Annotated in this window: 27 protein-coding genes and 1 tRNA gene; 11 read left to right on the top strand and 17 right to left on the bottom strand. The window is 52.5% G+C overall.

The window, feature by feature from the left end; translation table 11 throughout:
- The first annotated feature begins 175 nt into the window (after positions 1 to 175).
- Together trpS and FOY93_RS02675 are read left to right on the top strand one after the other, a co-directional pair.
- Positions 176 to 1,180 carry a tryptophan--tRNA ligase gene (trpS, locus tag FOY93_RS02680; RefSeq protein ID WP_143344606.1) on the top strand — a complete coding sequence of 335 codons (1,005 nt, stop codon included), beginning with the start codon at positions 176 to 178 and terminating at the stop codon, positions 1,178 to 1,180.
- Between the two features lie 174 nt (positions 1,181 to 1,354).
- Positions 1,355 to 1,702, top strand: coding sequence for a hypothetical protein (locus tag FOY93_RS02675; protein ID WP_047059065.1), 348 nt, complete (start codon positions 1,355 to 1,357; stop codon positions 1,700 to 1,702).
- A 50-nt stretch (positions 1,703 to 1,752) separates the two neighbouring features.
- On the opposite strand, the gene FOY93_RS02670 is transcribed toward FOY93_RS02675, so the two are convergent.
- From FOY93_RS02670 to FOY93_RS02655, 4 genes are all read right to left on the bottom strand, one after another.
- The gene (locus tag FOY93_RS02670; RefSeq protein ID WP_023315311.1) at positions 1,753 to 2,250 is read right to left on the bottom strand and encodes an Hcp family type VI secretion system effector; all 498 of its coding nucleotides are present in this window, start codon (positions 2,248 to 2,250) and stop codon (positions 1,753 to 1,755) included.
- A gap of 18 nt (positions 2,251 to 2,268) precedes the next feature.
- Positions 2,269 to 2,601 carry a DUF1493 family protein gene (locus FOY93_RS02665; protein WP_064673157.1) on the bottom strand — a complete coding sequence of 111 codons (333 nt, stop codon included), beginning with the start codon at positions 2,599 to 2,601 and terminating at the stop codon, positions 2,269 to 2,271.
- Positions 2,595 to 3,053: an STM2901 family protein gene (locus tag FOY93_RS02660; RefSeq protein ID WP_040020219.1), complete on the bottom strand. Its 459-nt coding sequence runs from the start codon at positions 3,051 to 3,053 to the stop codon at positions 2,595 to 2,597. Before FOY93_RS02660 ends, FOY93_RS02665 begins: the two co-directional genes overlap by 7 nt.
- A 216-nt stretch (positions 3,054 to 3,269) precedes the next feature.
- Entirely contained in the window at positions 3,270 to 3,737 is a 468-nt protein-coding gene (locus FOY93_RS02655) for a SymE family type I addiction module toxin (RefSeq protein WP_143344605.1), read from the bottom strand.
- Between the two features lie 87 nt (positions 3,738 to 3,824).
- Here FOY93_RS02655 and FOY93_RS02650 point away from each other — a divergent pair, with 87 nt between their 5' ends.
- The gene (locus tag FOY93_RS02650; protein ID WP_143344604.1) at positions 3,825 to 4,694 is read left to right on the top strand and encodes a phosphorothioated DNA-binding restriction endonuclease; all 870 of its coding nucleotides are present in this window, start codon (positions 3,825 to 3,827) and stop codon (positions 4,692 to 4,694) included.
- A gap of 545 nt (positions 4,695 to 5,239) precedes the next feature.
- Here the strand turns inward: FOY93_RS02650 and FOY93_RS02640 are convergent.
- From FOY93_RS02640 to FOY93_RS02620, 5 genes are read right to left on the bottom strand one after another with little or no spacing between them, the layout of a single operon-like run.
- Positions 5,240 to 7,573, bottom strand: a complete 2,334-nt coding sequence (locus FOY93_RS02640; protein ID WP_143344602.1) for a primase-helicase zinc-binding domain-containing protein — start codon at positions 7,571 to 7,573, stop codon at positions 5,240 to 5,242.
- Between the two features lie 14 nt (positions 7,574 to 7,587).
- Positions 7,588 to 7,908: a DUF5375 domain-containing protein gene (locus tag FOY93_RS02635; RefSeq protein ID WP_047721534.1), complete on the bottom strand. Its 321-nt coding sequence runs from the start codon at positions 7,906 to 7,908 to the stop codon at positions 7,588 to 7,590.
- The gene (locus tag FOY93_RS02630; RefSeq protein ID WP_017692848.1) at positions 7,905 to 8,132 is read right to left on the bottom strand and encodes a hypothetical protein; all 228 of its coding nucleotides are present in this window, start codon (positions 8,130 to 8,132) and stop codon (positions 7,905 to 7,907) included. The genes FOY93_RS02635 and FOY93_RS02630 overlap by 4 nt, the downstream gene beginning before the upstream one ends.
- Positions 8,129 to 8,680, bottom strand: coding sequence for a host cell division inhibitor Icd-like protein (locus FOY93_RS02625; protein ID WP_143344601.1), 552 nt, complete (start codon positions 8,678 to 8,680; stop codon positions 8,129 to 8,131). Before FOY93_RS02625 ends, FOY93_RS02630 begins: the two co-directional genes overlap by 4 nt.
- Entirely contained in the window at positions 8,677 to 8,943 is a 267-nt protein-coding gene (locus tag FOY93_RS02620; RefSeq protein WP_023165627.1) for a helix-turn-helix transcriptional regulator, read from the bottom strand. The genes FOY93_RS02625 and FOY93_RS02620 overlap by 4 nt, the downstream gene beginning before the upstream one ends.
- Positions 8,944 to 9,480: 537 nt before the next feature.
- Between FOY93_RS02620 and FOY93_RS02610 the strand changes: the two genes are divergently transcribed.
- The 3 genes from FOY93_RS02610 to FOY93_RS02600 are packed head-to-tail and all read left to right on the top strand — an operon-like array spanning position 9,481 to position 11,037.
- Complete coding sequence (locus tag FOY93_RS02610; protein WP_143344599.1) at positions 9,481 to 10,224, top strand: capsid protein; 744 nt, start codon at positions 9,481 to 9,483, stop codon at positions 10,222 to 10,224.
- 2 nt (positions 10,225 to 10,226) lie between these two features.
- The gene (locus tag FOY93_RS02605; RefSeq protein WP_014830132.1) at positions 10,227 to 10,445 is read left to right on the top strand and encodes an ogr/Delta-like zinc finger family protein; all 219 of its coding nucleotides are present in this window, start codon (positions 10,227 to 10,229) and stop codon (positions 10,443 to 10,445) included.
- Between the two features lie 28 nt (positions 10,446 to 10,473).
- Positions 10,474 to 11,037 (top strand): phage polarity suppression protein, encoded by a 564-nt coding sequence (locus FOY93_RS02600; protein ID WP_143344598.1) that lies wholly within the window; start codon positions 10,474 to 10,476, stop codon positions 11,035 to 11,037.
- A gap of 5 nt (positions 11,038 to 11,042) precedes the next feature.
- Here FOY93_RS02600 and FOY93_RS02595 read toward each other — a convergent pair whose 3' ends face one another.
- On the bottom strand, positions 11,043 to 11,186 hold the full coding sequence (locus tag FOY93_RS02595) for an acetyl xylan esterase (RefSeq protein WP_143345700.1): 144 nt from the start codon (positions 11,184 to 11,186) through the stop codon (positions 11,043 to 11,045).
- 144 nt (positions 11,187 to 11,330) lie between these two features.
- Here FOY93_RS02595 and FOY93_RS02590 point away from each other — a divergent pair, with 144 nt between their 5' ends.
- Positions 11,331 to 14,084, top strand: a complete 2,754-nt coding sequence (locus FOY93_RS02590; protein ID WP_143344597.1) for a restriction endonuclease — start codon at positions 11,331 to 11,333, stop codon at positions 14,082 to 14,084.
- Positions 14,085 to 14,157: 73 nt separating this feature from the next.
- Here FOY93_RS02590 and FOY93_RS02585 read toward each other — a convergent pair whose 3' ends face one another.
- From FOY93_RS02585 to rraB, 5 genes are all read right to left on the bottom strand, one after another.
- The gene (locus FOY93_RS02585; RefSeq protein ID WP_143344596.1) at positions 14,158 to 15,414 is read right to left on the bottom strand and encodes a tyrosine-type recombinase/integrase; all 1,257 of its coding nucleotides are present in this window, start codon (positions 15,412 to 15,414) and stop codon (positions 14,158 to 14,160) included.
- A gap of 163 nt (positions 15,415 to 15,577) precedes the next feature.
- Positions 15,578 to 15,662 (bottom strand) — tRNA-Leu (locus tag FOY93_RS02580).
- 104 nt (positions 15,663 to 15,766) lie between these two features.
- On the bottom strand, positions 15,767 to 16,489 hold the full coding sequence (locus FOY93_RS02575; protein ID WP_143344595.1) for a topoisomerase II: 723 nt from the start codon (positions 16,487 to 16,489) through the stop codon (positions 15,767 to 15,769).
- Between the two features lie 30 nt (positions 16,490 to 16,519).
- Complete coding sequence (gene miaE, locus FOY93_RS02570; RefSeq protein ID WP_143344594.1) at positions 16,520 to 17,278, bottom strand: tRNA isopentenyl-2-thiomethyl-A-37 hydroxylase MiaE; 759 nt, start codon at positions 17,276 to 17,278, stop codon at positions 16,520 to 16,522.
- A 46-nt stretch (positions 17,279 to 17,324) separates the two neighbouring features.
- Positions 17,325 to 17,750 (bottom strand): ribonuclease E inhibitor RraB, encoded by a 426-nt coding sequence (rraB, locus tag FOY93_RS02565; RefSeq protein ID WP_006810300.1) that lies wholly within the window; start codon positions 17,748 to 17,750, stop codon positions 17,325 to 17,327.
- A gap of 99 nt (positions 17,751 to 17,849) precedes the next feature.
- Here rraB and argL point away from each other — a divergent pair, with 99 nt between their 5' ends.
- The 4 genes from argL (at position 17,850) to xynR (ending at position 21,004) form a co-directional block, all read left to right on the top strand.
- Complete coding sequence (argL, locus tag FOY93_RS23645) at positions 17,850 to 17,945, top strand: putative translational regulatory protein ArgL (RefSeq protein WP_213014347.1); 96 nt, start codon at positions 17,850 to 17,852, stop codon at positions 17,943 to 17,945.
- Positions 17,915 to 18,919: an ornithine carbamoyltransferase gene (gene argF, locus FOY93_RS02560; protein WP_045339574.1), complete on the top strand. Its 1,005-nt coding sequence runs from the start codon at positions 17,915 to 17,917 to the stop codon at positions 18,917 to 18,919. The genes argL and argF overlap by 31 nt, the downstream gene beginning before the upstream one ends.
- A gap of 396 nt (positions 18,920 to 19,315) precedes the next feature.
- Positions 19,316 to 20,014, top strand: a complete 699-nt coding sequence (locus tag FOY93_RS23940; RefSeq protein WP_306434533.1) for a DUF3828 domain-containing protein — start codon at positions 19,316 to 19,318, stop codon at positions 20,012 to 20,014.
- Positions 20,015 to 20,245: 231 nt separating this feature from the next.
- Positions 20,246 to 21,004: a DNA-binding transcriptional repressor XynR gene (gene xynR / locus FOY93_RS02545; protein WP_133293670.1), complete on the top strand. Its 759-nt coding sequence runs from the start codon at positions 20,246 to 20,248 to the stop codon at positions 21,002 to 21,004.
- A 4-nt stretch (positions 21,005 to 21,008) separates the two neighbouring features.
- Here the strand turns inward: xynR and FOY93_RS02540 are convergent, their stop codons facing one another.
- Both FOY93_RS02540 and FOY93_RS02535 read right to left on the bottom strand, forming a co-directional pair.
- Positions 21,009 to 22,619, bottom strand: a complete 1,611-nt coding sequence (locus FOY93_RS02540; protein WP_143344593.1) for a glycoside hydrolase family 43 protein — start codon at positions 22,617 to 22,619, stop codon at positions 21,009 to 21,011.
- 11 nt (positions 22,620 to 22,630) lie between these two features.
- A complete protein-coding gene (locus FOY93_RS02535) occupies positions 22,631 to 24,013 on the bottom strand; it encodes an MFS transporter (protein WP_143344592.1) in 1,383 nt (460 codons plus the stop codon).
- Between the last annotated feature and the right edge of the window lie 220 nt (positions 24,014 to 24,233).

Here is a 24,233-nt window from a genome sequence, read left to right as displayed (position 1 = left end):
CGGACGTGGTACGGTAAAGAGATGAACATAAACCACGCCGTCCTCACCGTAAACCGCTGGTGGCTGCCTTCTTAAAGGCGGCACGGAGTAGTTTTCCCCATTTTCAGATAGCCGCCGAAAGGCGGCTTTCACTTTTCTAAGACCCCTTTCGGCAACTGCACATTAAGGAGTCTTTATGAACGCACCCACCATCCTCACCGGCGATCGCCCAACCGGCCCGCTGCACCTTGGCCACTTCGTCGGATCGCTGCGCCAGCGCGTGGCGCTCCAGCAGACGCACAGCCAGTTTGTGCTGATTGCCGACCTGCAGGGGCTGACCGACAACGGCAGCAACCCGCAAAAAATCCGCGACAACACCCCCGAAGTGCTGGCCGACTACCTCGCCGCCGGCATCGACCCGAACCTGACCACTATCTGCCTGCAGTCCGCCCTGCCCGCCCTCGCCGAGCTGACGATGCTGTATATGAACATCGTCACCGTCGCCCGGGTGGAGCGTAACCCGACGGTGAAGAACGAGATTGCGCAGAAGGGCTTCGCCCGCTCGCTACCGGTCGGGTTTATGGCCTACCCCATCAGCCAGGCGGCGGACATCACCGCGTTTAAGGCCGAGTGCGTGCCCGTCGGCGACGATCAGCTGCCGATGATTGAGCAGACCAACGAGATTGTGCACAAGATGAACAGCCTGCTGCCCGCCCCGGTGCTGCGCCATTGTAAGGCGATGCTGAGCGACACCAGCCGCCTGCCCGGCATCGACGGCAGCGCCAAGATGTCGAAATCGCTGGGCAACACGCTGCACCTTTCGGCCAGCGAAGAGACCATTCACCGCGCGGTCAGCGCGATGTACACCGACCCGAACCACCTGAAGGTGAGCGACCCGGGGCAGATTGAGGGGAACGTGGTGTTTACGTATCTCGACGCGTTTCATCCGGACAAGGAGAAAGTGGCGGCGATGAAGGCGCACTATCAGGCGGGCGGGCTGGGGGATCGGGTGTGTAAGAACGAGCTTGAAGCGTGCCTGCAGGAGCTGATTGCGCCGATGCGGGAGCGGAGGGCGATGTATATGCGTGACAGGGGCGAGTTGATGGCGATGCTGAAGCGCGGGACCGAACGGGCGCAGGGGGTGACGCAGGAGACGTTGAGGGAGGTGAAGGTTGGGCTGGGGGTGCCGGTGTTTAGTTAAAGTCGATTTAGCGGTGGAATGCGTGAGACTGGCATGAAGCCGCTAACTTGATTATTGCGTAAATAAGCGAGGAGCAAAAATTCTTAAATGCATTATTAGCCATTGTCGTTTGTCATTCTGTTAAGAGCGCTATTGTCATAGACTCTTTATTTTTTAACTGTCTCGGAAAATGCTATGGGCAAGTTTATTATTTACATGCTGAATATATTATTCTGTGGTTATGTACTGGCTACATGCCTCATTTCTTTGGTTAGTTTTGATAACTGGGAGGACCGTATAATCGCAATAACAATAATCTTAGGAAGTGCACAACTTATTGCGACATTACTTAATCGGGCACTGCCTCATAAGTTACATGTTTTAGGGGGGATAGCTGAACTGATAGAAGGTCCGCTATTAGTTATTGGCGCAATTGTGTGTCTGGATGTGTTTGAACCCTGGCCTATGAAGATTATTGGAATTTTTGCGTGGGTTATTTTTATGATGTTTCTGCCATCATTTACGAAAAGGAATAAAGAATGATATTCTCTGCCCGCACAAACGAAACGCTGGCGGGCAAGTTCAAGATAGCATCAAGCAGCGGAACCCGATGTTGGACGTTCGTTCCACGCATCGTGCGCTAACAAGTTACCGTCCTTGTACAAATGGGTAATCTTCTCATAATTAAACGCCACTTCCTCCATATGCCCCGTCCCCGGACAGCCTCGGGTGTCGTACATTACTGGACTCACAGAAATGACCTTAACATTCTCGAGCGTGATTCGGTAATACTCCTCCTCTTGCCCAGAATAGTTAATATGGTAAAACCTGAATTCTGCCGTTTTAAGGGTCTGACCCGTTGCTGCCGCTTTGAACAGATAGGGCGAAGAGCTATCCAATTCCTTGGTAAACTGAAACGGCGAATGTTGACGAGTGCCAGTGACCTTTCCCGTTGCCGAGTCGGTTGGCAGGCTGAGGTTATGTTGTAATCCTCTTAGCTCAATACTTCCTTCCCTTTGTGCAACGTCACAAGAACCACAAATCATTGTGCCGCCGTCATTGGTTAAAAAGAGATGTACAGGTACGGCCATTCTATTGCTCCTTGCGTTTTAGTCGTATAACCATTTGCCCGCTTTTGCGGATTCGATAAGCATTCCAATAGTGAAATCTGGAACCATCACCACCGGGCTTTTTTTGAATGGATTCCATGAAAAAGGCTCATCAGGATAGTAGGTGTTTATGTTAAAATTCCCTCTATCAACATCAAATTCTTTAAAAAATTCTTCCATTAAATCTTCTGCTTCAGTGACATCAAGCTGCATGTCAGTATCCAAGTCAGTTTTTGCATTCAGTAATTTCTGCTTCGCTTCGTTATTCATCAGATAAACGCCGTTATAGCGTCTGGCTAAGGCGTAGATGCGCTGCTCAATATCCTCTACCATAGTTTGTCGCTGCCCCGTGCGATTCGATTATAATCACGTATTGCAGCATAGGTGATTAGTGATACATCAGCGACTAATATCACTATGCCTATTAACGGTATTGTCCTGCCAACAAACGCACTAACTTTCGATACCATTCGACACTTTACTGTCCACGGAGTGTACCCACCAACCCAGGTAGGCAGCTTAATGCCATAAGGAAATTTCGCCTGTTTGAAATAGTTCCTCATGGCTTTCGAGGCTCGGGACGTTCCTTCCGTAGCTCCTGCGGGTTTCTTTCTAGTCGTTTGATTATTAGCACCACTGTATAACGCAGCAATTCCTGCCACATCGTCAATACCAAAATGATCGGCAATTGACTCACAGTAAATCATAAAGAAAAGTCCTGCCGCAGTAAGATTGGTTCTGCCAGCATAAAAATAGGTTCCATTTAGTTCTTCTGTTGTGTCCATAGTTCATTCCATTGAGTTGCTCCAGGAAGAATCATAAATGTTGGACAATAATTAAATTGAGATCTCCAACATACTTCTGAAAAGCCTCCTTATATAACCACAATGATAAAAATACAGCCATACCATTCAGCTCAATAATATTATTATAAAAACAAATCCCCCCTTCTACTAATTTAAACACCCTCGATTCAGGATCAAGGGTGTTTAAATACGTTATTATTTTGCCTGCCCTATAGTGCGCTTAACTACCGGGATATCTCCAGTATAATTCAGCGCTCCCGGAAACGTCTTCAACCACTGCGCGACTTTCTGTTTATTGATATTCACCACACTCATACCTTCCAGGCATCCCCATAATTCTCTTGTATGCTGCGGCGTAATCACAATGCAGTCTTTCATGGCCCGGATTTTCACGGGCATGCCGTTGATAAAGCCTGCACGGGTTAACCAGTCGCCGCCGAGGAGAAGGTATTTCATGTCTATGCGTGCATAGAGTTCACAGCAGGCGGCACTGTCCTGAGGCGTTTCCGCGCGCGGATGGACGGGCGCCGCGTTGAGCTGGTTGCCGTGTAAACGGCGGGCGCTGTTTTTGCGGATCAGCTCGTGGTTTTCAATCATGCCGGTGAAAGCGTCTGATTCTGTTTTGCAAACGGTAAACTCTGGCTTAAAATTCGTCGCAGCCATTTTCAACTCCTTTTCAGTTGTTTGTGGTTAGCGGTATGGGGGTGTTGCAGCACCTTCATATCGCGAATTCTTCTTTAAAGTAACGCGATGGCTTCCAGCAAAACTCTCGAACAGGCAATTGCCGACATCACCATCTGGCGCAAAGGCGAACAGCGTGCGCCGCATAAGCCTTTATTGCTTCTGTACGTGCTGGCGAACTATCAGCAGGGGCATGCGCGACTATTTGATTATGGTACCGAGGTCCATGAGCAGCTTCTTAGCCTGTTAGAACGCTTTGGCCCACAGAGGAAGGCGCATTACCCGAATATGCCTTTCTGGCGGCTCAAAGGGGATGGATTTTGGGATCTGAAGAATACTGAGTTCTGTTCGACCACAGGCAGCAAGCAACCGCCTGTTAAAGAGCTTGTGGAACATAACGTTGCAGGCGGGTTTGATGAAGAACACTTTGCGCTGCTGAGTAAGAACAAAAACCTGATCGGCTCGCTGGCGCAGCAGATCCTTGAAGCGCATTTTCCTGAAAGCATTCAGGAAGAGATCGCGGATGAGATGGGTTTTGATATCCGGCAGATCCGTAAGGTTCGAGATCCGCTGTTCCGCCAGCAGGTGCTGCGAGCTTATAACTACGAGTGTGCCATCTGCGGATTTAACATGCGGCATGATAACGCCTCCGTTGGACTTGAGGCAGCGCATATCAAGTGGAAGCAGTTTGGTGGACCATGTGAGATCCCGAATGGACTGGCGTTGTGTGCGATTCATCATAAGGCGTTTGATAAAGGATCTATTGGGCTGGATGAGAGTATGCGGGTGCTCGTGTCTGAGGCGGTGAATGGGAATGGAATTGTTGGGAGGCTTTTTTGGGATTTTGCCGGGAGGCAGATTGCTTTGCCGATGGTGAAAGGGAATTATCCAAGGGAAGGGTTTGTGGAATGGCATCGGAGGGAGGTGTTTAGAGGATGAGTGCGAAGGCCGGACTCAAATCACAACTTAAGCAACTGAAATACAATAACATTCACAACAATCATAAGTAATATGCCCCCTTTTGTGCCCCCAACGATTTTTTTGAACATATCAAACTTAGCTATTTGATATTGCTACCAAATTCAAGATTAACGCCCTATTCGGTTAGGATCCGAAATCCGGATCCTAACCGGGACTCAATGCCCACAAAAAAATTTTTTTTGCATTTTACTGTTCACACTGTTCACCTCAGTTATTTCTCATTTTATATCATGAAGTTAAGTGGTGATGAGTTGGTGAAGGGTGAACAGTCGACTCTTCACCTTTGTTCGTTTTGCTCGTTCTGGCTGCGCCCGGTCAGGCAATACACGGGGGGTATAAAAAGTTTTTTCCGGTTTTACTGTTCACACTGTTCACCTTTTATTTTTTATCAAAAATTTCATATGGATACAGGGTGAATATACGGTGAAGGGTGAACAGTGGAGTGTTCACCCTGTGGCAATTGCCGGAAAGAAAAAGACCGGTAGTAGCCGGTCTGGAGTGGGTTATGTCGCTGCGGGTTCATCGCATTTCGGCAGCCAGTCGCCGTAGCTTTCCTCTTTCAGCGACAGGTTGGTCTGTATCCCCTGCTTTGTGTGCCGCTTTTCATAATTCAGGCCGTACTCTTTCAGCATCATGGGCAGCCCCAGCCCGAACATTTTCAGGCTGAGCACGTTCCTGTATCCGTTAGCCTCCATATAGGCCAGATACGCGTGATAGAGATATTTACGGTAATTGCGCGGGACGATGCTGGCATTCCCCATAAACATCCCACTGGTCTGCGGCAGCATTTCCAGATAGCCGCAAAAATCAAACGTCGGGTCAGCATCGCGCTTGATGCTGAGCGCCTCGTCGGAATTCTGCTGCGACTGGAGCAGTGCTCGCGCCGTCATCGGGTCGCTGAACCGCTGCATAAGCTGGCGCACAATAACTGCCAGCTCGCGCGCAATTTTATCCCTGAGCTGCGGGTCGCGTTCTTCCGGGGCAATCTGCTCCGGGAAATGAATAATCACCCGTCGACGGGAGACGCCTCCGCTGCGGTCGGTGAAGCGCATCGGATTATTGTTCACAGCCAGAATCACCGCCGGAATATGTGTTGAGTACGGGTTCTGGTATTTCGGGTCAACCGAGACCGCATCGCCGCCGGTGATGGCCTTAAGCCCTGCGCCGTCACCACTCCATTTTTCCTGGTCTGGCAGACGTATCAGCGAGAAGCCAATCAGGGAGGCACGCTTGCGCGGGTCTTCCAGCGTATCGATATCGGCCGACGTGGCATTATCCTCTCCGGCGAGCAGGGTCGCGATTTCGGCCAGAATACTTTTCCCGCTCCCGCCGGGACCTGTGACTTCGAGAAAGAGCTGCCAGTCGTAGCGGTTCGCCAGCACCATAAACAGCGCGGCCAGAATCACGTCGCGTTTTTCTGGTCTGCTACCGGCAGCCCGGTCGAGCCAGCGCCAGAAATTCGGGGCATGGGTCTCCAGCGTTTCCCCCTCAACAGGCGGGGTAAAATCCACGTCGCACAGCGTGCGCAACCAGTGAGATTTGCTGTGCGGGCTGAACAGGCCGCTCCGGGTATCGAGTACCCCGTTGCGAAAGCCAATCAGACGGCGTGCCGGTGCGGCCTGCTGAGGAATAATCAGCTTCAGCGTCTCAACCACTGAGGTGATTCTCCCCGACGAGAACGGGGCGCGCAGGCGCTGGAAAAGCCCGGCTACGTCGCGTTCGAAACTGGACGGCTGAACGACTTTCCATATCCCTGCGTCATAACGGGACAGGAGCTGGCCGTTCGCATCCACCGCCAGCGCTTCGCCGTAATGCTCATGTACCCGCCAGGCCTTGTCGCTGGCACTCATGGCGGTAAATTCCGCCTCGCTCATGGTGTCGAACGGGCTTTGTGCCGGTGGCCGGATGGCGTCATAAATCGCTTTTCGCGTGGCCTCCCCGCCATTCTGCATAAACGCATCATTCCAGTCACCAAACACCGGCGGCAGGGCAACAACGCCCTCACAGGTTTCTGCGGCCGCGGCGGCTTTTGTCTGACCATCGCCGTTAAGGTCACGGTCAGCAGCGAGGACAATCTGACAGGCCGGGTGTTTCTGACGGGCAAGGCTCGCCAGAGAAAGGAGGTTCACGGACGACAGCGCCACCATAACGGTTTCGCCGGTCAGCTGATGCACGGTGAGTGCCGTCGCATAGCCTTCTGCAATCCACAGGCGTTTTCCAGCCTGTTTTTTCCCTTCGATGGTATGGCTCGCTCCTTTTACCGCCCCGCCTTTCAGGGTGCGTTTGAGCCCCTCAGAATTGATAAGCTGAAGGTTAACCAGTGCGCCGGTATCGTCATACAGCGGGACAACCACATCCCCGGCGCGGAACATCACGCCGCCGGTTTTATGTGTGGCCGTCAGCATAACACATTCATGACCGGGAAATCCCTTGCGGGTCAGATAGGCGTTGCCGCTGGCCGTGCGGGTTTTCTCCATCAGTCTGACGGCCAGCGCGGCCGCCGCTTTGCGGTCTGCTTCGGTTTCAGCCTCTGCGGCCGCAATCACTTCGGGGGCAACCGGTGGCAGGTTGCCGGTCACGGCATCCACCTTTCCGGCGGCCTCTGATGCGGTCACGCCGAACACTTTCTCGACCAGCTTAAGACCGTCACCCGCACCGCACTGGTTGCAGAACCATGTGCCTCGCCCCTCTTTATCGTCAAAGCGGAAACGGTCAGAGCCACCGCATACCGGACAGGCCTGATGCCGGTTTTTAATCACCTTCACGCCCAGCGCCGGGAGAATGCGCGGCCAGTGGCCGCACGCCTGTTTTACGGTTTCCGTTACGTTCATTTTCATCGTTATTTTCTCCCTCAGTGCACAACAGGCGATTGAATGTGACGGGCGCAGAGTTCATCCATCACGGCCAGCCCGAGAAAGGACAGTGAGGGCGCGGCCTTGAGTGGTCCGGCTTCCATTAAATCTTCCAGCAGTGCACAAGCAATCTGACGCCCTTTTTCCTCGCCGTGCTGGCGCAGGTAGAAGCCCTCCAGCTCGTCGGCAATCGCACTCTCCAGCGCGTCGAGGGTGAGGTTTGGGTAGCGGCGCTGGCGTTCGCATACCGTCAGCCATGCACAGGCCACGGCGCGACGATACAGCGCGGCGCGTAATACGGGCGGTAATGGCTTTTTCATACGTTGCCCTCCCCGGTCAGCCAGCGCTGATTGCAGCGCTCTACCACGCCGTCGAGCTGGGCGGTCATAAGGTAAATCACGGAGGTGAGTTGCGACTGCTGCGCAGGATCACGACGAACGGTGGCGCAATCCTGTACCTGCATCAGCTCATTGACGAGCTGGCCGACATTGCGCATGTGCTCAAGGCATTCGAGGTCACGGGCGGTAATGGTGGTGTGTCTCATGCGCGCACCTCCGCAACCGGCAGACGGCCGGCAAACGAGAGGACGTAGTCGCGAACGAGCGACAGGCGTGCGGCGTGTTCATCACCGGCAACGGTGCGGAGCATACAGATACGGGGTTTACGGTCTGCACGACGAACGGCGGCAAACACAAAGACGAATTGCGGGTGTGACGGGGTGAGGGTCGTAGCCATAGTGGCAACCTCCAATGTTTGCATGTGACTGCTACCACTGGAAACGCCAATTTCACTGGTGGTAGCCCAGACGGGGTTGGCGTAACCGGCAACATTGGAAACCGGCGCTTCGTGAGAAGCCCCCGCCTGAGCCACCATTACACGAAGGATCCATAGACAGATAAATCTCTGGATCAAAAATGGATGCGCTGAGGCATAGACACAAAAAAAGACGCAAGGCGCGTCCGGTGTCGCCAATGTTGTAAACGGGACGCCAATCCCGGCTGCCGATTTTGCGACAGCGGGAAAACTATACCTGGAAACGGCGAAAAGAAGCAAGCCAGAAAAAGGGTCTGTTTGCTGAACGGTCATCATCATGCGTCATAGCCCCGGTTGCGTTCGGCAATACGATCCGCCATCCATGCCGTGATTTCAGACTGCGCCCACGCTACGTTTTTGCCGCCCAGGCTGATTTGTTTCGGGAAAGCCTCGCGGCTGATGAGGTCGTAAATGGTTGACCGGGACAGGCCGCACAGATGCATCACTTCAGGCAGGCGGATAAAGCGCTCCTGAACGGCATCAGAAACCGGCATCAGTGGTGCGGCAGGGGCAGAAGACGGGGAAGAAAAAGCGGTGTGCATCGGGCTACCTCATAAAGTCCATACAGTGCCGGTCATGTCCGTCCGGCTTCGGGTAGCTCCTTATTATGTCTATATTTTTCCTCAGGTCATGTGAGATTTTTGGGGAAACAAACATTGACTTTTCGCTATGACAAACAAAGGAAAACGCTGGCAAACATATGCAAATCACTGCATTACAATGCAGCAATTTCTATTGCTTTTAGTTATACATTTTTCATTTTTAATCGAAATAAAGTCTAAGTGGTATGGACAGAGCAAAACAGGAGGGTGAACAGTGGTGAACAGACGGTGAACAGTCATGCCGTCAACTGTTCATCCTTTATCTTACTGTATTGCTTATATTTTTATTTAAGGTGAACAGTGGTGAATAGTTATAAGTAAAAAAACAAACGATGAGCAAGGTTTTGCTGAGACCTTTCTCTGGCAAGCCGGGTTTTGAGTGTTGTTTGTGCCAGAGCTGCCACAACTGCAATGAATCGAGATGTTGTGTGATGAAGGGCAGAATCATTTCAGGTTGAATAAACGGAGAGCCTGAACATGAAACCCGAAACAGTCATTACCGCCCTGCAAGACGTTGCCGCTCAGCAGTACGCAGAGAACAGCCAGCGCATCACCGACAAGCTGAGCGCATTCACTACGGCCAGAGACACCCACGCGGCCAGCATGCAGGTACTGAAAGAGATTGATACGTCCATTGAACGCTGTAAGCAGGAGCGGCAGACCGCTCTCGATGAGAGCGCAGAAGCGGAGCTGGACTGGCGCAGTCGCTTCCGCACCCTGCGCGGCAATCTCACCCCTGAAATGAAAGCTGAGCATGGCAAGCGTATCGCCAGTCGCGAGCTGGCCGACGAGTTCACCGGCCTGATTGCGGAGCTGGAGACAGACCGGACACGCTCCATGCTGAATGCCTGCTCCACCGCCAGTAAATACCTGTCAGCGCATGACGATGCCTTTACCACTTATGCCGGTGCGGAATGGGCTCAGGCTGTCAACACGCTCCCCGTCGCGCTCATACGTGCTTTCCTGCTGCGCATTCGCGCCCTCGAAATGCAGGGTGACAGAGCCCCCCAGTCCGTGGCCGTCGGCGAGCTGCGCGATGCACTGAGCCGTCAGGGCAGCCTGTATCACTTCGATATGAAGCAGGAGCCGGTATTGTCTGTGACGGGCATGCACCGACCGCAGATTAACGGTGTGGATATGGAGCTGTTACGCAGCCCGGCGAAGAGGATGATGCTCGCCAGAAAACTGGCTGATAATGGCGAGACAAAAGCGGAGGTATAAGCATGTTTCACTGCCCGTTCTGCAAAACCAGTGCGCACGCCCGCACCAGTCGCTATCTGTCTGAGAACGTCAAACAGCGCTATCACCAGTGCGTGAACGTCGAGTGCTCGGCGACCTTCCGTACGCTTGAATCCGTTGACGGGATTATCCGTTCACCGGTTACTGAGCCGGTTATCCCTGTACCCGCACCGGCGGCCACCGTTAACCGTGCCGGTGCGTGAGCACGGTCAGACATCAGGAGAGACATACGTGACCACACTGACGCTACAGAAAGCCTTTGAGGCCTGTCAGGCAAATAAATCCGCCTGGCTGCAACGCCGGGATGAACTGAAGCAGGCCGAACAGGCGTACCGTGAACAGCTTGCCGGTAACGGCCACAGCGGCCGGAGCCTGCAAACCCTGCGCGAAATTATCGATGTGAAAAAGTGGGAAATAAATCAGGCTGCCGGGCGTTATATCCGCTCGCATGAGGAGGTGCAGCGAATCAGCATCCGTAACCGGCTGAATGATTTTATGCAGGCGCACGGCGCGGAGCTGACCGCCGCCCTTGCCCCGGAGCTGATGAATTATTCCGGGCAGCATTCCGCCATTCAGCGCTGCGCCATGCAGCACTCACTCGACTGTCTGCGTGAGGCGCTGCAGGTCTGGCTGGCCGCCGGTGAAAAAATTAATTATTCGGCGCAGGATAATGACATTTTAACGGCCATCGGATTCAGGCCTGACGCGGCCTCGCGCGATGATAATCGTGAAAAATTCACACCCGCACAGAACCTGAATTACACCCGCCGACGCGCAGAGCTGCCCGCGCAGTAGTCCATTCAAAAATTCACGAAAATCCCGCCATTTTTACGTATAAAAGCCATGCATGCATAAGGTGCATGGTTTTGCATGCGTTTTACCGACACTGAATCCCCCGCCAGCGCCAGCACTGGCGCGCCCTGAGGCTTGTCATGCACCTGCATTAAAAGCGCCCCCTTAAGCGGGCAGGCGTGGCGGGGAGAGCATTGCGCGCCATCCCAGAAAAAGATGCTTGGAGTGCAAAGATGAAAAACGTATATTAAACACTCTACACACTGCCCCCTTTTCAAAAAACTCAGGACAAATGTATGCAAATTGAAGTTGCAACAGAAAACACTGATACGACAAAACAAAAAGGCGATCTTTTCGAAGGGCTTATAAAGGATCTGCTTTCGGCACAAAATTACGAAGTCGCACAAGAATTAAGAGTAACAGGTGCCGAGTTAGATTTATTATGTAAACACAAAGTTAACTCAAAAGAAATTTATGTTGAATGCAAGGCTCAAAAAGAAAAAATTAGCGCACCGATTCTAAATAAACTTATGGGCGTGGTCGATTTACATGATTATTCTGAAGGCTGGATAATTTCAACCTCAGAGTTCGGCAAGGATGCTCTAGGGATAGTTGATATTATATCAAAAAAACCTAAAGAAAAATCTTCTAAATTCAGCTTCTACACACCTCAACGAGTAATTGAATCGCTTACTTCCGCAGGCGTAATTAAAAAACCTCCAACTGACAAAGCTATTGACTTCATAGGATCAGAAGATAATTTAGGTAGTTGGACACTTTTAATAAGTAAATTTGGAAGGTTTTGGGCTGTTTATACATTAAAAGGTGGCGTTCCTGAAGGAGTATTATTATTTAATGCTACTTCTGGTAATTTAGTTAATGATAGTGCCACTTTAGAAAACATATCTAAACTTGAAGCGACAATCACAGACTACGATTTATCCGTAGGAAAAAAAGATGATGACATATCAGTTCTACCTGACAAAACTGAAGGTATTACAAATGTAGTTGAAGTCCAAATAGGCGATTCTTGGGATGATTATAGACCTGCAAGACCAAAGGATTTTGTTGGTCGGGACGATATGCAAAAAGAAATTCTAGGTTTTTTAGCAAATGTAAAAGAAGGGAAAACTAACACTAGAATATTTGCAATAACCGGGAACTCGGGTTTAGGGAAAAGCTCTTTAATCGCTAAAATCAGGGACAGGTCAAAAAACAAACATTATCATAAAAAATACTTTGTCTATGCTGTAGATATTCGTGGTGCAAAATCACCCTCATATATCACATCCGCACTATTGCAAGCGCTAAAGCTGGCACAAGAAAATGGGTTTGGCAAAAAAATTGATTTATCTCTTACAGACCCAACAAATCATTTTTCCTCAGAATCTATAGCTGAATATCTCGAAAGCATCAAATCCGAGGATAAAGTTATATGTATTATCTTTGATCAATTCGAAGAGCTTTATTCAAAACCTGAATTGTTTAGTGTATTTAACTCTGCGAATAGCTTAATGCTTGAGGTGGCCGGTTATAAAGGGAATTTAACGCTTGGTTTTGCATGGAAGACTGACAGTACTACTCAGCAAGATCATCCAGCGTATCATATGTGGCATAATCTTTCTGACTTAAGAAAAGAATTTAAATTAAGTTTATTCGATGGTGGTGAAATATCTAAATCCATTACCACATTTGAAAAAGAATTTAATCACAAGCTAACACCCGCTATCAGAAATCAGATAACATACAGTTGCCAAGGTTTTCCATGGCTTCTGAAAAAGCTTTGTATTAATTTGAGGGAAAACATCAAGAAAGCAGGAAATAATGAAGTCACTACGGTTGAACTTGATGTAGAGAAGTTATTTACCAACGATCTTGACTTACTGACTCCATCAGAAAAAACTTGCCTTGATTTAATTGCTAGCAAAGCCCCAGCCGACTGGAGCGAAATAATAGAACTATCAAGTGCGGCAGATGTAAGTAATTTAGTAAACAAAAGAATGGTGATTAAAAGTGGCGACAGACTCAATATCTACTGGGATATATTCAAGGATTATTTAGTCACAAAGAAATTACCTGTAATCCCTTACAACTATGTCCCAACCTCTGATTATCGAACCATCGTTAACATTGCCAATGAACTAGATAATAAAAATTATCTTTCATCTCATGAAATATCACTAAAGGCAGGAATAAAAGAATCGACAATGTTGAACATTGGAGCTGACTTAGTAATGTTTAACATAGCTGAGCGAAATGGCTCTAGTTTTAAGTTAAATTCTGCTATTACGTCAAAAAGTGAAGACGAATTTCTAAAAAAAATACGCGAGCGACTTGGAAAGCATTCATTCAAAATAGAACTGTACAAAAAATATTTTGGTAAAATCATTGACATCAACATATTAATTGAAGTTTTGAAAGAAAGCCTGCCGAAAGCGCACCACAGCCAGCCAACTTGGGGTGTTTATGCTCGAAGGCTATCTCGCTATTTGCATATGGCAGGATACATATCTCAGCAAAAAAATATCTACATCGTTCAAGATAAAGGAACAATACAACAGGCTGTTGCTTCCTGGCAAAAAAGAACCAAGGGGCATAAGAGTGAAATATTTGCTCCTAATGCCTCACCACTTTTAGTTTATGAGTGTTACAAACTAATCCAAGAAGGTAAAACTTATGAACAAATTCAAGATGATGGCTGCAAAAACGCGCTAACTGTATTATTAAGATTTAATTTAATATCGATTCTAAAGAAAGAAATTCATATAGAACATGAATTAATGTCGAAATATAACTCACCACTAGAAGCTATATGGGTAAATGCATCCAATGAAATATGCATGAAAACTTGCATTGAAAAAATAAATAGCGAACCGAATATAAATAATATTAGCCTTGCTAGTTACATAGCTAAAAAACATGGGGCTAATTGGAGCGATTCCAGTCTAAAGCGATTCGGAAACAGCTTAAAACAGTGGTCGAATTGGCTCAACTCGAGAGAGTCGGGCGATGTAATCCCTACACCACCGGGAAGACGAGCACAAGCCTAAATATTAGGTAAAGCAAATGGTGCAGTGGTAATAAATAATCACTGCATCATTTATGGTAACAACAGCCAGAGGGTTAGCTACTTTTAGCAAAATCGAATGGCGACACTTCAGTTATTTTATTTAGATCAAGATAATCTGCCCACCATTGCACCATTAACCTCCGTTCATCCAAATGCTCAGAAGTATGAATATAGGCCGCCCGCACATTATTACGCTCTGTGTGGCTCAACTGTCGCTCTATCGCGTCATCGCTCCATAACCCTGACTCACCTAAAGCACCTCGCGCCATTGTTCTAAATCCGTGCCCGCAGACTTCGGTTTTCGTGTCATAGCCCATCGCACGCAATGCACTGTTTACTGTATTTTCACTCATAACCTTAGTTGCGTCGTGATCCCCCGGGAATAGCAGCTCTTTATCACCACTAATATGCTTGAGTTGCTCTAACAAGACCATCGCCTGTCGACTGAGAGGAACGATATGCTCCTCTTTCATCTTCATACCACGATACGAGTAACGCACACCTTTAATTTCTTCTCGTTTTGCAGGTACTCGCCAAAGAGACTTATCGAAGTCGAATTCATCCCAGCGCGCAAAACGTAACTCGCTTGAACGCACAAAAGTTAGCAATGAAAGTTCTACCGCGATCCTTGTCATTACACGGCCACGATATGCAGCAAGACGCGCAAGAAACTCTGGGAAGCGGCTGGAAGGTAGAGCTGGATAGTGTCGTGCTTTGGTTGTCGATAAAGCCCCAGCCATATCACTGGCTGGATTAGAGTCGATGTAATCGTTCTGTACGGCGTAGCGCATAATGGCCGTGACGCGCTGCTGAAGACGCTGCGCAACATCATGCTTACCACTGGCATCAACTTTTTTAATCGGGGATAACAGGTGACTGGTTTTGAGCAGGCGAATGTCGGATGAACCGATATGAGGGAAAATATAAAGCTCAAGATAGCGAAGAACGCGCGATCGATGGTCTTCACTCCAGCGCTTGTTACTGGCATGCCATTCGCGAGCAATGGTTTCGAAAGTATACGCCCCTGAATTCTCGGCTTGAGCTTCTTTCTGTTCGGCTTTTGGGTCAATGCCCTGTACTAATAGCTTTTTAGCTTCATCGCGCTTAGCTCTTGCCTGAGCAAGCGTCACCGTAGGCCAAACACCAAAAGCGAGGCGATCCTCTTTTTTGTCAGAGGGCCGTCTGTATTTCATGCGCCAGTATTTAGAACCCTTGGTCGAAACCTCGAGATATAAACCGCCGCCATCGGCCATTTTGTAGGTTTTGTCTTTTGGCTTTGCGGTCTCGACCTGTCTGGAGTTGAGCTTCATTTGGGGGCACATTTCTAATCGAAGTTAAGATGCCCCCAATTATGCCCCCAATGACATCCGGATTTCAACGGACTACCTCGGACAACTCGGGACAGGAAAATCGCTGCAAGCATTGATTTTAAAGGGTTTGGCGGACTTTCTCGGATGGTCTTGGAAGTACTAATGGTGCCGAAGGCCGGACTCGAACCGGCACGTATTTCTACGGTTGATTTTGAATCAACTGCGTCTACCGATTTCGCCACTTCGGCACTGAAGGGGATGCGGAAACGTTGTGGATTATACCTGTCGCGCGCCGCCATGCAAGCGACGACGCGCGAAACCCACGCTAAGTGCCCAAAAAACCAGCGCCCTTTCACTCCAGCTCAGACACCGCCAGTCGAATCACCCTCGCCGCCTTCTGCTCCGGCAGCGCCAGCACCTTGGCCCACATCTCCTGCACCATATCGCAGGAGAGCTTCTCTTTGCCCGCCGCCTTCTCAGGCATCTGCAGCAGCTGGATGTCCTCGCCGTACTTATCGGCAAGCGCCTTCATAATCGGTCGCACATCCTCGACGGCCGCCTCGCGTTCGGCCGGGGTCACGGTGTGGCGGTTTTTGCCGTAGGCCGCGCGCATCATGTCGGCGTCGGCCTGCATGCGCCGCGTCATCAGGTCTTTATCCAGCATGCGCATCGGGTTCACGCCGCCCTTCACCATCGGGTAGAGGAAGCGGAAGCAGGCGTCGTCGCTCACCTTCTGGATGGCGGCGGTCTGCTCCATATTGATGGTCATGTAGTTCACCACGTTGGCGTCCGGGGCGTTTTGCAGGCGCGACATCTGCAGATGCAGGATCTGCGGCTGGATGGTGTCGATAATCTGCTGCTCCGGCTCGCCCGCTTTTTGCAGGGCGGCCATCTGGTCGAGGATGCGCTGATGCAGCGCGGGCTCCTGCTCCTTAATCACCTGCCAGGCGGGCATCGCGTTGAGGGCGTTATCCATCTGCCGTTCCGGGGCGCGCTGCCTGTCGAAAAACACCCAGAACGCCACGGCGGCAGCCGCAATGACGACAATAACAATACGGGTCCACGTTTTATTCATCTCGCATCCTTATCCTTGAGTTGTGCCGGTTTACACCGGCACGCCGCTGTGGAAGCGAAACTCGTTGTCCGGTGTCGAGATAAGTGTGGCTTCAATTTCGCCAAAAAGCTTTATGCGCGGTGAGATATCGTCGTCGCTCACCTGCCGGGCGAGCGTCAGGTAGTCCTGATAGTGGCGCGCTTCCGAGCGCAGCAGCGAGAGATAGAACTTTTGCAGGTCGTCGTCGAGGTACGGAGCCAGCGCGGCGAAGCGTTCGCAGGAGCGGGCTTCGATGTAGGCGCCGCAGATGAGCTTGTCGATCAGCGTCAGCGGTTCGTGGGTGCGCACGTCCTTCAGCATCCCTTTGGCGTAGCGGCTGGCGGTGATTTTGACGTACGGAATGTCGCGGGCCAGCATCGCCTCGCGCACCTGCCAGAAGTGGTGAAGCTCCTCTTTAATCAGCAGCACCATGCTGTCGATGAGCGCCTGGCCCCACGGGTCGTCGGTTTTGGGCATCACGCTTTTGCCAATCTGCTTATGCAGGGCAATGAAGTCCGGCTCCGGGCCGTCGCGGAAGGCGAACTGTTCGTAGGATTTGAGCCAGTCGAGCAGCGCGTCGGCACCGCTTTCGTCGGCGACGTATTTACGCACCAGCAGCAGCGCGGTCTGGGCGGCCTTGAGCTCGCACACCATGTGGTCGGTGAGCAGCAGCGGCAGGTTCGCCGGGTCGCGGGCTTTATCAATCCATGCTTGCGGGGTCGGGCACTGGAGGAAGCTGAGTACGGGGGCGAGTATCTGCGGGTAATCCATGGTTCTGCCTTGAAAAAGCGGTGGCGCGGGCCACCGCCTGAAACGCTTAGTGACGCACGCCGTCGTCGTCTTCGTCGACGTAATCTTCGTCGTCGCCTTCTTCGCCGTCTTCACCGTTCGGATCTTCGAAGTAGGTTCCCCAGCCGTCGTATTCCACGTCAAACTTCTCGGCCAGGTTCATCAGCTGTTCTACCTGCGCGTCGATCAGCTCCGCCTTCAGCGCGCCTTCGCTCAGGATGTCGCAGCAGATGACGGTGTCGCCCTCTTCCACTTCCAGCTCTTCCGGCTCGGTCACTTCGTAACCCAGCTTGAAGGCTTCCACGGCCATTTTTTCCAGCGCGTCGAAATCATCCGCAGAGAAATGGTGCTCGATGGTGTACAGCGCGTCCGGATCGCTACCATCTTCCAGCAGCTCTTCAATAATCAGGCGCGTCTCTTCGCGTTGCTCTTCCAGGTGTTCCGGGTTTGCCATGGCTCAATCCTCTTTAAAGTGCGGCAGATACTTCTATTTTCACACACGGACGGGTTTGCCTCCACCTTTGTAAGAAAGAATTGTGAAACGGGGTTGCAAATGAATAATTACACATATAAAGTGAATTTTAATTCAATAAGTGGCGTTCGCCATGTGAGGATAAAATGTCTGATCTGTACAAGAAACACTTTCTGAAATTGCTCGACTTTACCCCTGCACAGTTCACTTCTCTGCTGACCCTTGCCGCACAGCTCAAAGCCGATAAGAAAAAGGGCAAGGAAGTACAAAAACTTACCGGTAAAAACATCGCGCTCATCTTCGAAAAAGACTCGACCCGTACCCGTTGCTCTTTCGAAGTTGCCGCATTTGACCAGGGCGCACGCGTCACCTATTTAGGGCCGAGCGGCAGCCAGATTGGGCATAAAGAGTCAATTAAGGACACCGCGCGCGTTCTCGGGCGGATGTACGACGGCATTCAGTATCGCGGCCACGGCCAGGAAGTGGTCGAGACGCTGGCGCAGTATGCGGGCGTGCCGGTGTGGAACGGGCTGACCAACGAGTTCCACCCGACCCAGCTGCTGGCGGACCTGCTAACCATGCAGGAGCACCTGCCGGGCAAGGCGTTTAACGAGATGACGCTGGTCTATGCGGGCGACGCGCGCAACAACATGGGCAACTCAATGCTGGAAGCGGCGGCGCTGACAGGGCTGGATCTGCGCCTGGTGGCCCCGAAGGCCTGCTGGCCGGAAGAGAGCCTGGTGGCGGAGTGCAGCGCGCTGGCGGAGAAGCACGGCGGGAAAATCACGCTGACGGAAGACGTGGCGGCGGGCGTGAAGGGCGCGGACTTTATCTATACCGACGTGTGGGTGTCGATGGGTGAAGCCAAAGAGAAGTGGGCGGAGCGTATCGCGCTGCTGCGCGGGTATCAGGTGAACGCGCAGATGATGGCGCTGACCGGCAATCCGAACGTGAAGTTCCTGCACTGTCTGCCCGCGTTCCATGACGACCAGACCACGCTCGGCAAGCAGATGGCAAAGGAGTTCGACCTGCACGGCGGGATGGAGGTGACGGACGAGGTGTTTGAGTCGGCGGCGAGCATCGTGTTCGACCAGGCGGAAAACCGGATGCATACGATTAAGGCGGTGATGGTGGCGACGCTTGGGGAGTGATTGACTCCTCTTCGGTCTGGTGCCCTCACCCCGGCCCTCTCCCACGGGGAGAGGGAGAAAACCCTAAAAACGACAACAGCGTTATCGTCTGACAGAAAAATACATTTTACTGACGCTTTCTCAGATAGGCATTAACCATAATAGATATTTATATTTTTATTAACCATTATTTACTGAGTAGATAATGGTTAATATCAGGTCATTATCAATTACAAAACATTGTATATATTCGGTGTAATGTTTCCTTATTACTTCATTTCATTAATAAGGATGATTGTATGTCATGGAATAAGCACGAGGCTGTGTCTTATGCTCGCAGCCACGCGCACCATTACAGCACGGGTTACTGCGCTCGCGCCGTAGCCGCGGCTATCCGCGCCGGAGGATTAGAAATTAATGGCGCTGATGCAAAAAACTTCTGGCGCTCTCTTGAGAAAGCAGGATTCAGCAAGGTGTACGGCACCCTCATTGAGGGTGATGTTGCAGTCATTGACGCATTGCCTGGTGCGCATCAGAACGGGCATGCATGCATCTATGACGGTTCGGGTACCTGGTATTCAGATTTTAAACAGAATAGTCTTTATCCCGGCCAGAGATATCGGAAGATACAGCCAAAAATCACCTTTTACAGGCACTACTGATATGAAAAGCACCTTACTTCTTTGCTGCCTGTTTTCTTTCTCTGCTATGGCCGGCCATTCTGACCCGATTGAGCGTGCTGTAAAATTTAACAGCTGGTACGTAAATCAAATCAACAAAGACGTATTTCCCATTACTGATGGAAACGAAATAGATAAATATGTCACAGCATCAACAATGAAAAAACTCCGTCACGCGCAGGATCCTCGCTATGCAGACGAAGAGTTTTACGAGGCCGATATATTTTTAAAAGCGCAATACATCGGCGATGACTGGCCGCAGAATGTAACAGCCATAGCCGGGGATACCGATCCAGTCTGTGTCAACGTATACATTGCATTCGGTAAAAAGCAGGACCACATAGTCATAGACTGCATGGTTAAAGAAGACAACTTATGGAAGGTACAGTCAGTTTCTGCTGTTGAATTTTCAAGAAACCTGACTATACCGAACTGAGCCAAACGACGTACCGGCAATAATATTGATACTGCGCGCTCTTTTTGCCGGGTGGCGCAGCGCTTACCCGGTCTACAAAACCCGTAGGCCCGTGCAAGCGCTGCGCCGCCGGGCGAATCAGGCGACGATGCGGCTGATGCCCTTTCTCCCACAACCCGCTCTACTCAATTGATTTTTCACCCTGAAAAAGGTACGTTTTCGCCTTAATTCCAGCGTGGACATACCAGCATTATGCCGATTATTCAGTCTGTTGAACGTGCTTTGCAGATCCTCGACCTGTTCAACGAGCAGGCCACCGAGCTTAAGATCACCGACATCAGCAAACTGATGGGGCTGAGCAAGAGTACCCTCCACTCGCTGCTGAAAACCCTCCAGCTTCATGGCTATATCGATCAGAACCCGGAGAACGGTAAGTATCGCCTCGGCATGAAGCTGGTCGAGCGCGGTCATTTTGTCGTGGGCTCCATCGATATTCGCCAGAAGGCGAAAGGCTGGCTGACGGAGCTGTCCCAGCGGACCGGGCAGACCACCCATCTGGGGATCCTGGACGGGCGTGAAGGGGTCTATATCGAGAAGATTGAAGGCAAGCTGGCCGCCATCGCCTATTCGCGCATTGGCCGCCGCCTGCCGGTTCACGCCACCGCCATCGGCAAGGTGTTGATTGCCTGGCTGGGCGAGACCGAGCTGAACGCCCTGCTGGAGGGCTATCAGTACACCACCTTTACGCCCGCGACCCTCGCCTCTCGCGAAGCCTTAGTGGCCGCCCTGGCGCAGACCCGCGATCAGGGTTTTGCCCTGGACCGCGAAGAGAACGAGCAGGGCGTGCGCTGCGTGGCGGTGCCGGTGTGGAACCATGAATCTCGCGTCATCGCCGCCCTGAGCCTGTCGACGCTGACCTCCCGCGTGGACGACGCGGAGTTGGCTAATTTCCGCGAGCAGCTTCAGCAGGCCGGGCTCGAGCTCTCACGCGCGCTGGGCTACCCGGCCTGAGCCGTTAGACCGGCTCGTAGGTGAAATAGTCGAAGTCCGCGTGGCAGCCGTCGCCGCTGATGTCCTCGCAGTGCAGCCCCACAAACGCGCCGGTGAAGAAGCCGCGCCCGCCGATGTAGTCGTCCGACAGCTTCCACGCATCATACGTTACCGGCACGGTGTGCCACGTCTCGCCGTCGAACGAGTAGCTGTAGCGGTAGACCAGCGTATCCACATCTACCCGCAGCCAGACGCTCTCCGCGCTCTCCGGCACCGGAATGGGCTGCTCGTGCAGCGGCCATGACGGTACGTTGTGGTCGAGCTGGATAACCTTAATCGTTCTGCCCTGCCCCTCCTCGTAGTCCACAAAGCAGTAGCTCCAGTTTTTGCTGTTGTAGTAGCAGGACAGCCCCGCGCTCTGCTGGAAGTGGACCGGCGAAAACTGCATCCGCGTTTCTGAACGGAAGGCGAAGTGCTGCCAGCGGCGCGCCACGGTCGACTGGGTAAAGGTCGAGTTGAGCGAGTCGTTGCCGTAGAGCCGTAAATAGCCCGGGCGCGCGGTGAGCGAGCCGAGGGTGTCGTCGAACGGAATGCGCAGGGTCTGCAGTTCCGGGTCAAGCGAACTGGCGTCGAAATCGTCCCGCCAGCTGCTCTGAACGGCTGCAGGCTGTTCCACCACCTGCGGGCCTTTCACGGTCAGCTGCGCATGCTTGCCGCCTTCCACGTACGGCCAGCCGTCGCGCCACTCAATGCGGGCGATACCGGTCTCGCGCCCCAGCGGGCAGTAGCCGCGCCCGCCGGCGGCCAGCAGCGGCACGCCGGGCAGGCGCAGCGGGCGGCTGGTGAGGTAGGCCATGTACCACTCTCCGGTGTGGGTCTGCAGCAGCGAGCCGTGGCCGCTCTTCTGCAGCGGGTTCTCCGGCAGGTGCCAGCTGGTCATCATCGTCACGTCCGGGTGCAGCTCGTACGGCCCGTCGATATTTTTTGAACGCAGCACCACGACGGCGTGCTCGTAGCTGGTGCCGCCCTCGGCGACCATCAGATAGTACCATCCCGCGTGGTGGTACAGGTGCGCGCCTTCGGTGTAGCAGAGCGGCGTGCCGGTAAACAGGGTTTTGCGCTCGCGCGAGAGCGTGCCGGTCAGCGGATCAAACTCCTGCATCACGATGGTGTTGTGTGGGTTGCTGTGGTGGCGCGGCCCCCACGGGCGGTAGATATAGTATTTGCGGCCATCGTCGTCGTGGAACAGGGACGGGTCAAACCCGCCGTTGCCCATCGGGATCGGCTCGCTCCACGGTCCCTCAGTGGAGGGCGCGGTGACAAGGAAGTTACGGCCGTTTTTCCACGGCGAGTCGACAATCTTCACGTCGGTGTAAAGCAGCCAGAATTTACCGTCGGCATAGCTCAGGCACGGCGCCCAGATGCCGCCGGAGTCCGGGTTGCCCTTCATGTCCAGCATCGACACGCGGTCCAGCGGGGTGCTGACCAGCGACCAGTTTTTCAGGTCGCGGGAGTGGTAGATGCGCACGCCGGGGAACCACTCGAAGGTCGAGGTGGCGATGTAGTAGTCCTCGCCCTGGCGGCACAGGGACGGGTCCGGATTAAAGCCGGTGAGTATCGGGTTGGTGATTTCCATATTGCCTCCGGTTAATGGGATGCGGCTGTCGCGGCGTCGGGAATGGCCTCGCCCTGCGCCGCGCGGTGTTTGATCAGCTGCTGGCTGATGGCCTCCACGCGGGCGTCGGTGAGCTTGTAGAACGACAGCATGATGAACATGCCCGCGTAGAGCACCACCGGCACCACGCAGAACAGAATTTTGATGGTGGTGAGCACTTCGACCGGCTGCACGCTGCTGCTGGCGGAGTAGTTCACATACGCCAGGATCCAGCCCACCACCGCCCCGCCAATCGCCAGGCCAATCTTCAGGCTGAACAGGTAGGTGGAGAACACCAGCCCGTCGAGGCGGCGACCGCTGCGGCTCTCCTCGTAGTCCACCACGTCAGAGGCCATCAGCCACTGCAGCGGCGTGGTGGTGTTGAAGACGAACAGGAACAGGATGTTGAGGGCAAAAATCAGGGCGATATGCTCCGCCGGGGTGACGAAAATCAGCAGGCTGATAAGCGAGTAGGCGACGATGATCCACTTGAAGGCAGTGACGCGGTCAAAGCGTCCCAGCAGACGGGACGAACAGAGCGAGCCAAACATGGTGGCGAGGCTGCCGTAGAGTAAGAACTGGGTCGCCATCTCCGGGTGATCCATCACGTATTTGACGAAGTAGAGCGTCGCCCCGCCGCGCACCACGTTGGAACAGGTCGCCATCATCTTGAACGCGCACATGATCCGCCACTGGCCGTTGCCGAGCAGCAGCTTGAGATCTTTCACCACCGACGAGCCCGGCTGCACCTCAAAGGTGTAGCGCTCTTTGGTGGTGAAGAAGCAGACGTAGAGCAGCACCACGCCGGTCAGGCCCAGCACGCACATGGCGCCGAAATAGCCCACCTGCTCGTCCCCTTTGCCGATGATGCTCACCAGCGGCAGGGCAATGCCGCTGATGGCGAGCGACCCCGCCGCTGCCAGGAAGAAGCGCCAGGACTGCAGGGCGTGACGCTCTTTCGGGTCGGCGGTGATGACGCCGGGCATGGCGCAGTACGGCACGTTAACGAAGGTGTAGACCAGGGTAAGGAGAATGTAGGTCACGCAGGCGTAGATGATTTTGCCCTGCGCGGAGAAGTCCGGCGTGTAGAAGGTCAGCACGCAGACGATGCCAAACGGGATGGCGCCCCACAGCAGGAACGGGCGGAACTGGCCGTGCCGCGTGCGGGTGCGGTCGACCAGCAGCCCCATCAGCGGGTCGGTCACGGCGTCGAGCACGCGGGAGATTAAAAACAGCGTCCCCATAATGCCCGCCGACAGGCCGAAGACGTCGGTGTAGAAGTAGGCCAGCAGGAACATCGTGGCCTGCCAGACGAAGCCGCAGGCGGTGTCACCCAGCCCGTAGCCAATTTTGTCTTTCATGGTTAATTGCGTCATCAGAATTACACCCTTATGTAGTGTGCTGAATTACAACATCGTGTTAATGGAGTGTAATGAGCTGTTCAATTAACCAGCAATGGTCATATCTTATTTCTGAATTACGTTATTTTGCTTTTGTGACGCCAGCGATATATCACAACTTATTGTTTAAATTAATAAAATAAAGACAAGCAAAAGCCGTCCACGGAATATATTCCGTAGACGACAATCGCGTGAA

Source organism: Enterobacter sp. 18A13 (genome assembly GCF_007035975.1).
Taxonomy (GTDB): Bacteria; Pseudomonadota; Gammaproteobacteria; order Enterobacterales; family Enterobacteriaceae; genus Enterobacter; species Enterobacter vonholyi.
Note: the sequence above shows the minus strand (reverse complement) of the source record. Positions and strands in the feature narration are given on the sequence as shown.

Coding starts and splice junctions, on each gene's coding strand:
- FOY93_RS02640 (WP_143344602.1), bottom strand. CDS start 7,573: ATGAAAATGAACGTAACGGAAACCGTAAAACAGGCGTGCGGCCACTGG.
- FOY93_RS02660 (WP_040020219.1), bottom strand. CDS start 3,053: ATGGACACAACAGAAGAACTAAATGGAACCTATTTTTATGCTGGCAGA.
- FOY93_RS02675 (WP_047059065.1), top strand. CDS start 1,355: ATGGGCAAGTTTATTATTTACATGCTGAATATATTATTCTGTGGTTAT.
- argL (WP_213014347.1), top strand. CDS start 17,850: ATGAATAATTACACATATAAAGTGAATTTTAATTCAATAAGTGGCGTT.
- FOY93_RS02670 (WP_023315311.1), bottom strand. CDS start 2,250: ATGGCCGTACCTGTACATCTCTTTTTAACCAATGACGGCGGCACAATG.
- FOY93_RS02585 (WP_143344596.1), bottom strand. CDS start 15,414: ATGAAGCTCAACTCCAGACAGGTCGAGACCGCAAAGCCAAAAGACAAA.
- FOY93_RS02595 (WP_143345700.1), bottom strand. CDS start 11,186: ATGCAGGTGCATGACAAGCCTCAGGGCGCGCCAGTGCTGGCGCTGGCG.
- FOY93_RS02635 (WP_047721534.1), bottom strand. CDS start 7,908: ATGAAAAAGCCATTACCGCCCGTATTACGCGCCGCGCTGTATCGTCGC.
- rraB (WP_006810300.1), bottom strand. CDS start 17,750: ATGGCAAACCCGGAACACCTGGAAGAGCAACGCGAAGAGACGCGCCTG.
- FOY93_RS02610 (WP_143344599.1), top strand. CDS start 9,481: ATGAAACCCGAAACAGTCATTACCGCCCTGCAAGACGTTGCCGCTCAG.
- FOY93_RS02630 (WP_017692848.1), bottom strand. CDS start 8,132: ATGAGACACACCACCATTACCGCCCGTGACCTCGAATGCCTTGAGCAC.
- FOY93_RS02620 (WP_023165627.1), bottom strand. CDS start 8,943: ATGCACACCGCTTTTTCTTCCCCGTCTTCTGCCCCTGCCGCACCACTG.
- FOY93_RS02625 (WP_143344601.1), bottom strand. CDS start 8,680: ATGATGATGACCGTTCAGCAAACAGACCCTTTTTCTGGCTTGCTTCTT.
- FOY93_RS02650 (WP_143344604.1), top strand. CDS start 3,825: ATGGCTTCCAGCAAAACTCTCGAACAGGCAATTGCCGACATCACCATC.
- FOY93_RS02540 (WP_143344593.1), bottom strand. CDS start 22,619: ATGGAAATCACCAACCCGATACTCACCGGCTTTAATCCGGACCCGTCC.
- trpS (WP_143344606.1), top strand. CDS start 176: ATGAACGCACCCACCATCCTCACCGGCGATCGCCCAACCGGCCCGCTG.
- FOY93_RS02605 (WP_014830132.1), top strand. CDS start 10,227: ATGTTTCACTGCCCGTTCTGCAAAACCAGTGCGCACGCCCGCACCAGT.
- xynR (WP_133293670.1), top strand. CDS start 20,246: ATGCCGATTATTCAGTCTGTTGAACGTGCTTTGCAGATCCTCGACCTG.
- FOY93_RS02575 (WP_143344595.1), bottom strand. CDS start 16,489: ATGAATAAAACGTGGACCCGTATTGTTATTGTCGTCATTGCGGCTGCC.
- FOY93_RS02655 (WP_143344605.1), bottom strand. CDS start 3,737: ATGGCTGCGACGAATTTTAAGCCAGAGTTTACCGTTTGCAAAACAGAA.
- FOY93_RS23940 (WP_306434533.1), top strand. CDS start 19,316: ATGGCGCTGATGCAAAAAACTTCTGGCGCTCTCTTGAGAAAGCAGGAT.
- miaE (WP_143344594.1), bottom strand. CDS start 17,278: ATGGATTACCCGCAGATACTCGCCCCCGTACTCAGCTTCCTCCAGTGC.
- FOY93_RS02535 (WP_143344592.1), bottom strand. CDS start 24,013: ATGACGCAATTAACCATGAAAGACAAAATTGGCTACGGGCTGGGTGAC.
- FOY93_RS02665 (WP_064673157.1), bottom strand. CDS start 2,601: ATGGTAGAGGATATTGAGCAGCGCATCTACGCCTTAGCCAGACGCTAT.
- argF (WP_045339574.1), top strand. CDS start 17,915: ATGTCTGATCTGTACAAGAAACACTTTCTGAAATTGCTCGACTTTACC.
- FOY93_RS02590 (WP_143344597.1), top strand. CDS start 11,331: ATGCAAATTGAAGTTGCAACAGAAAACACTGATACGACAAAACAAAAA.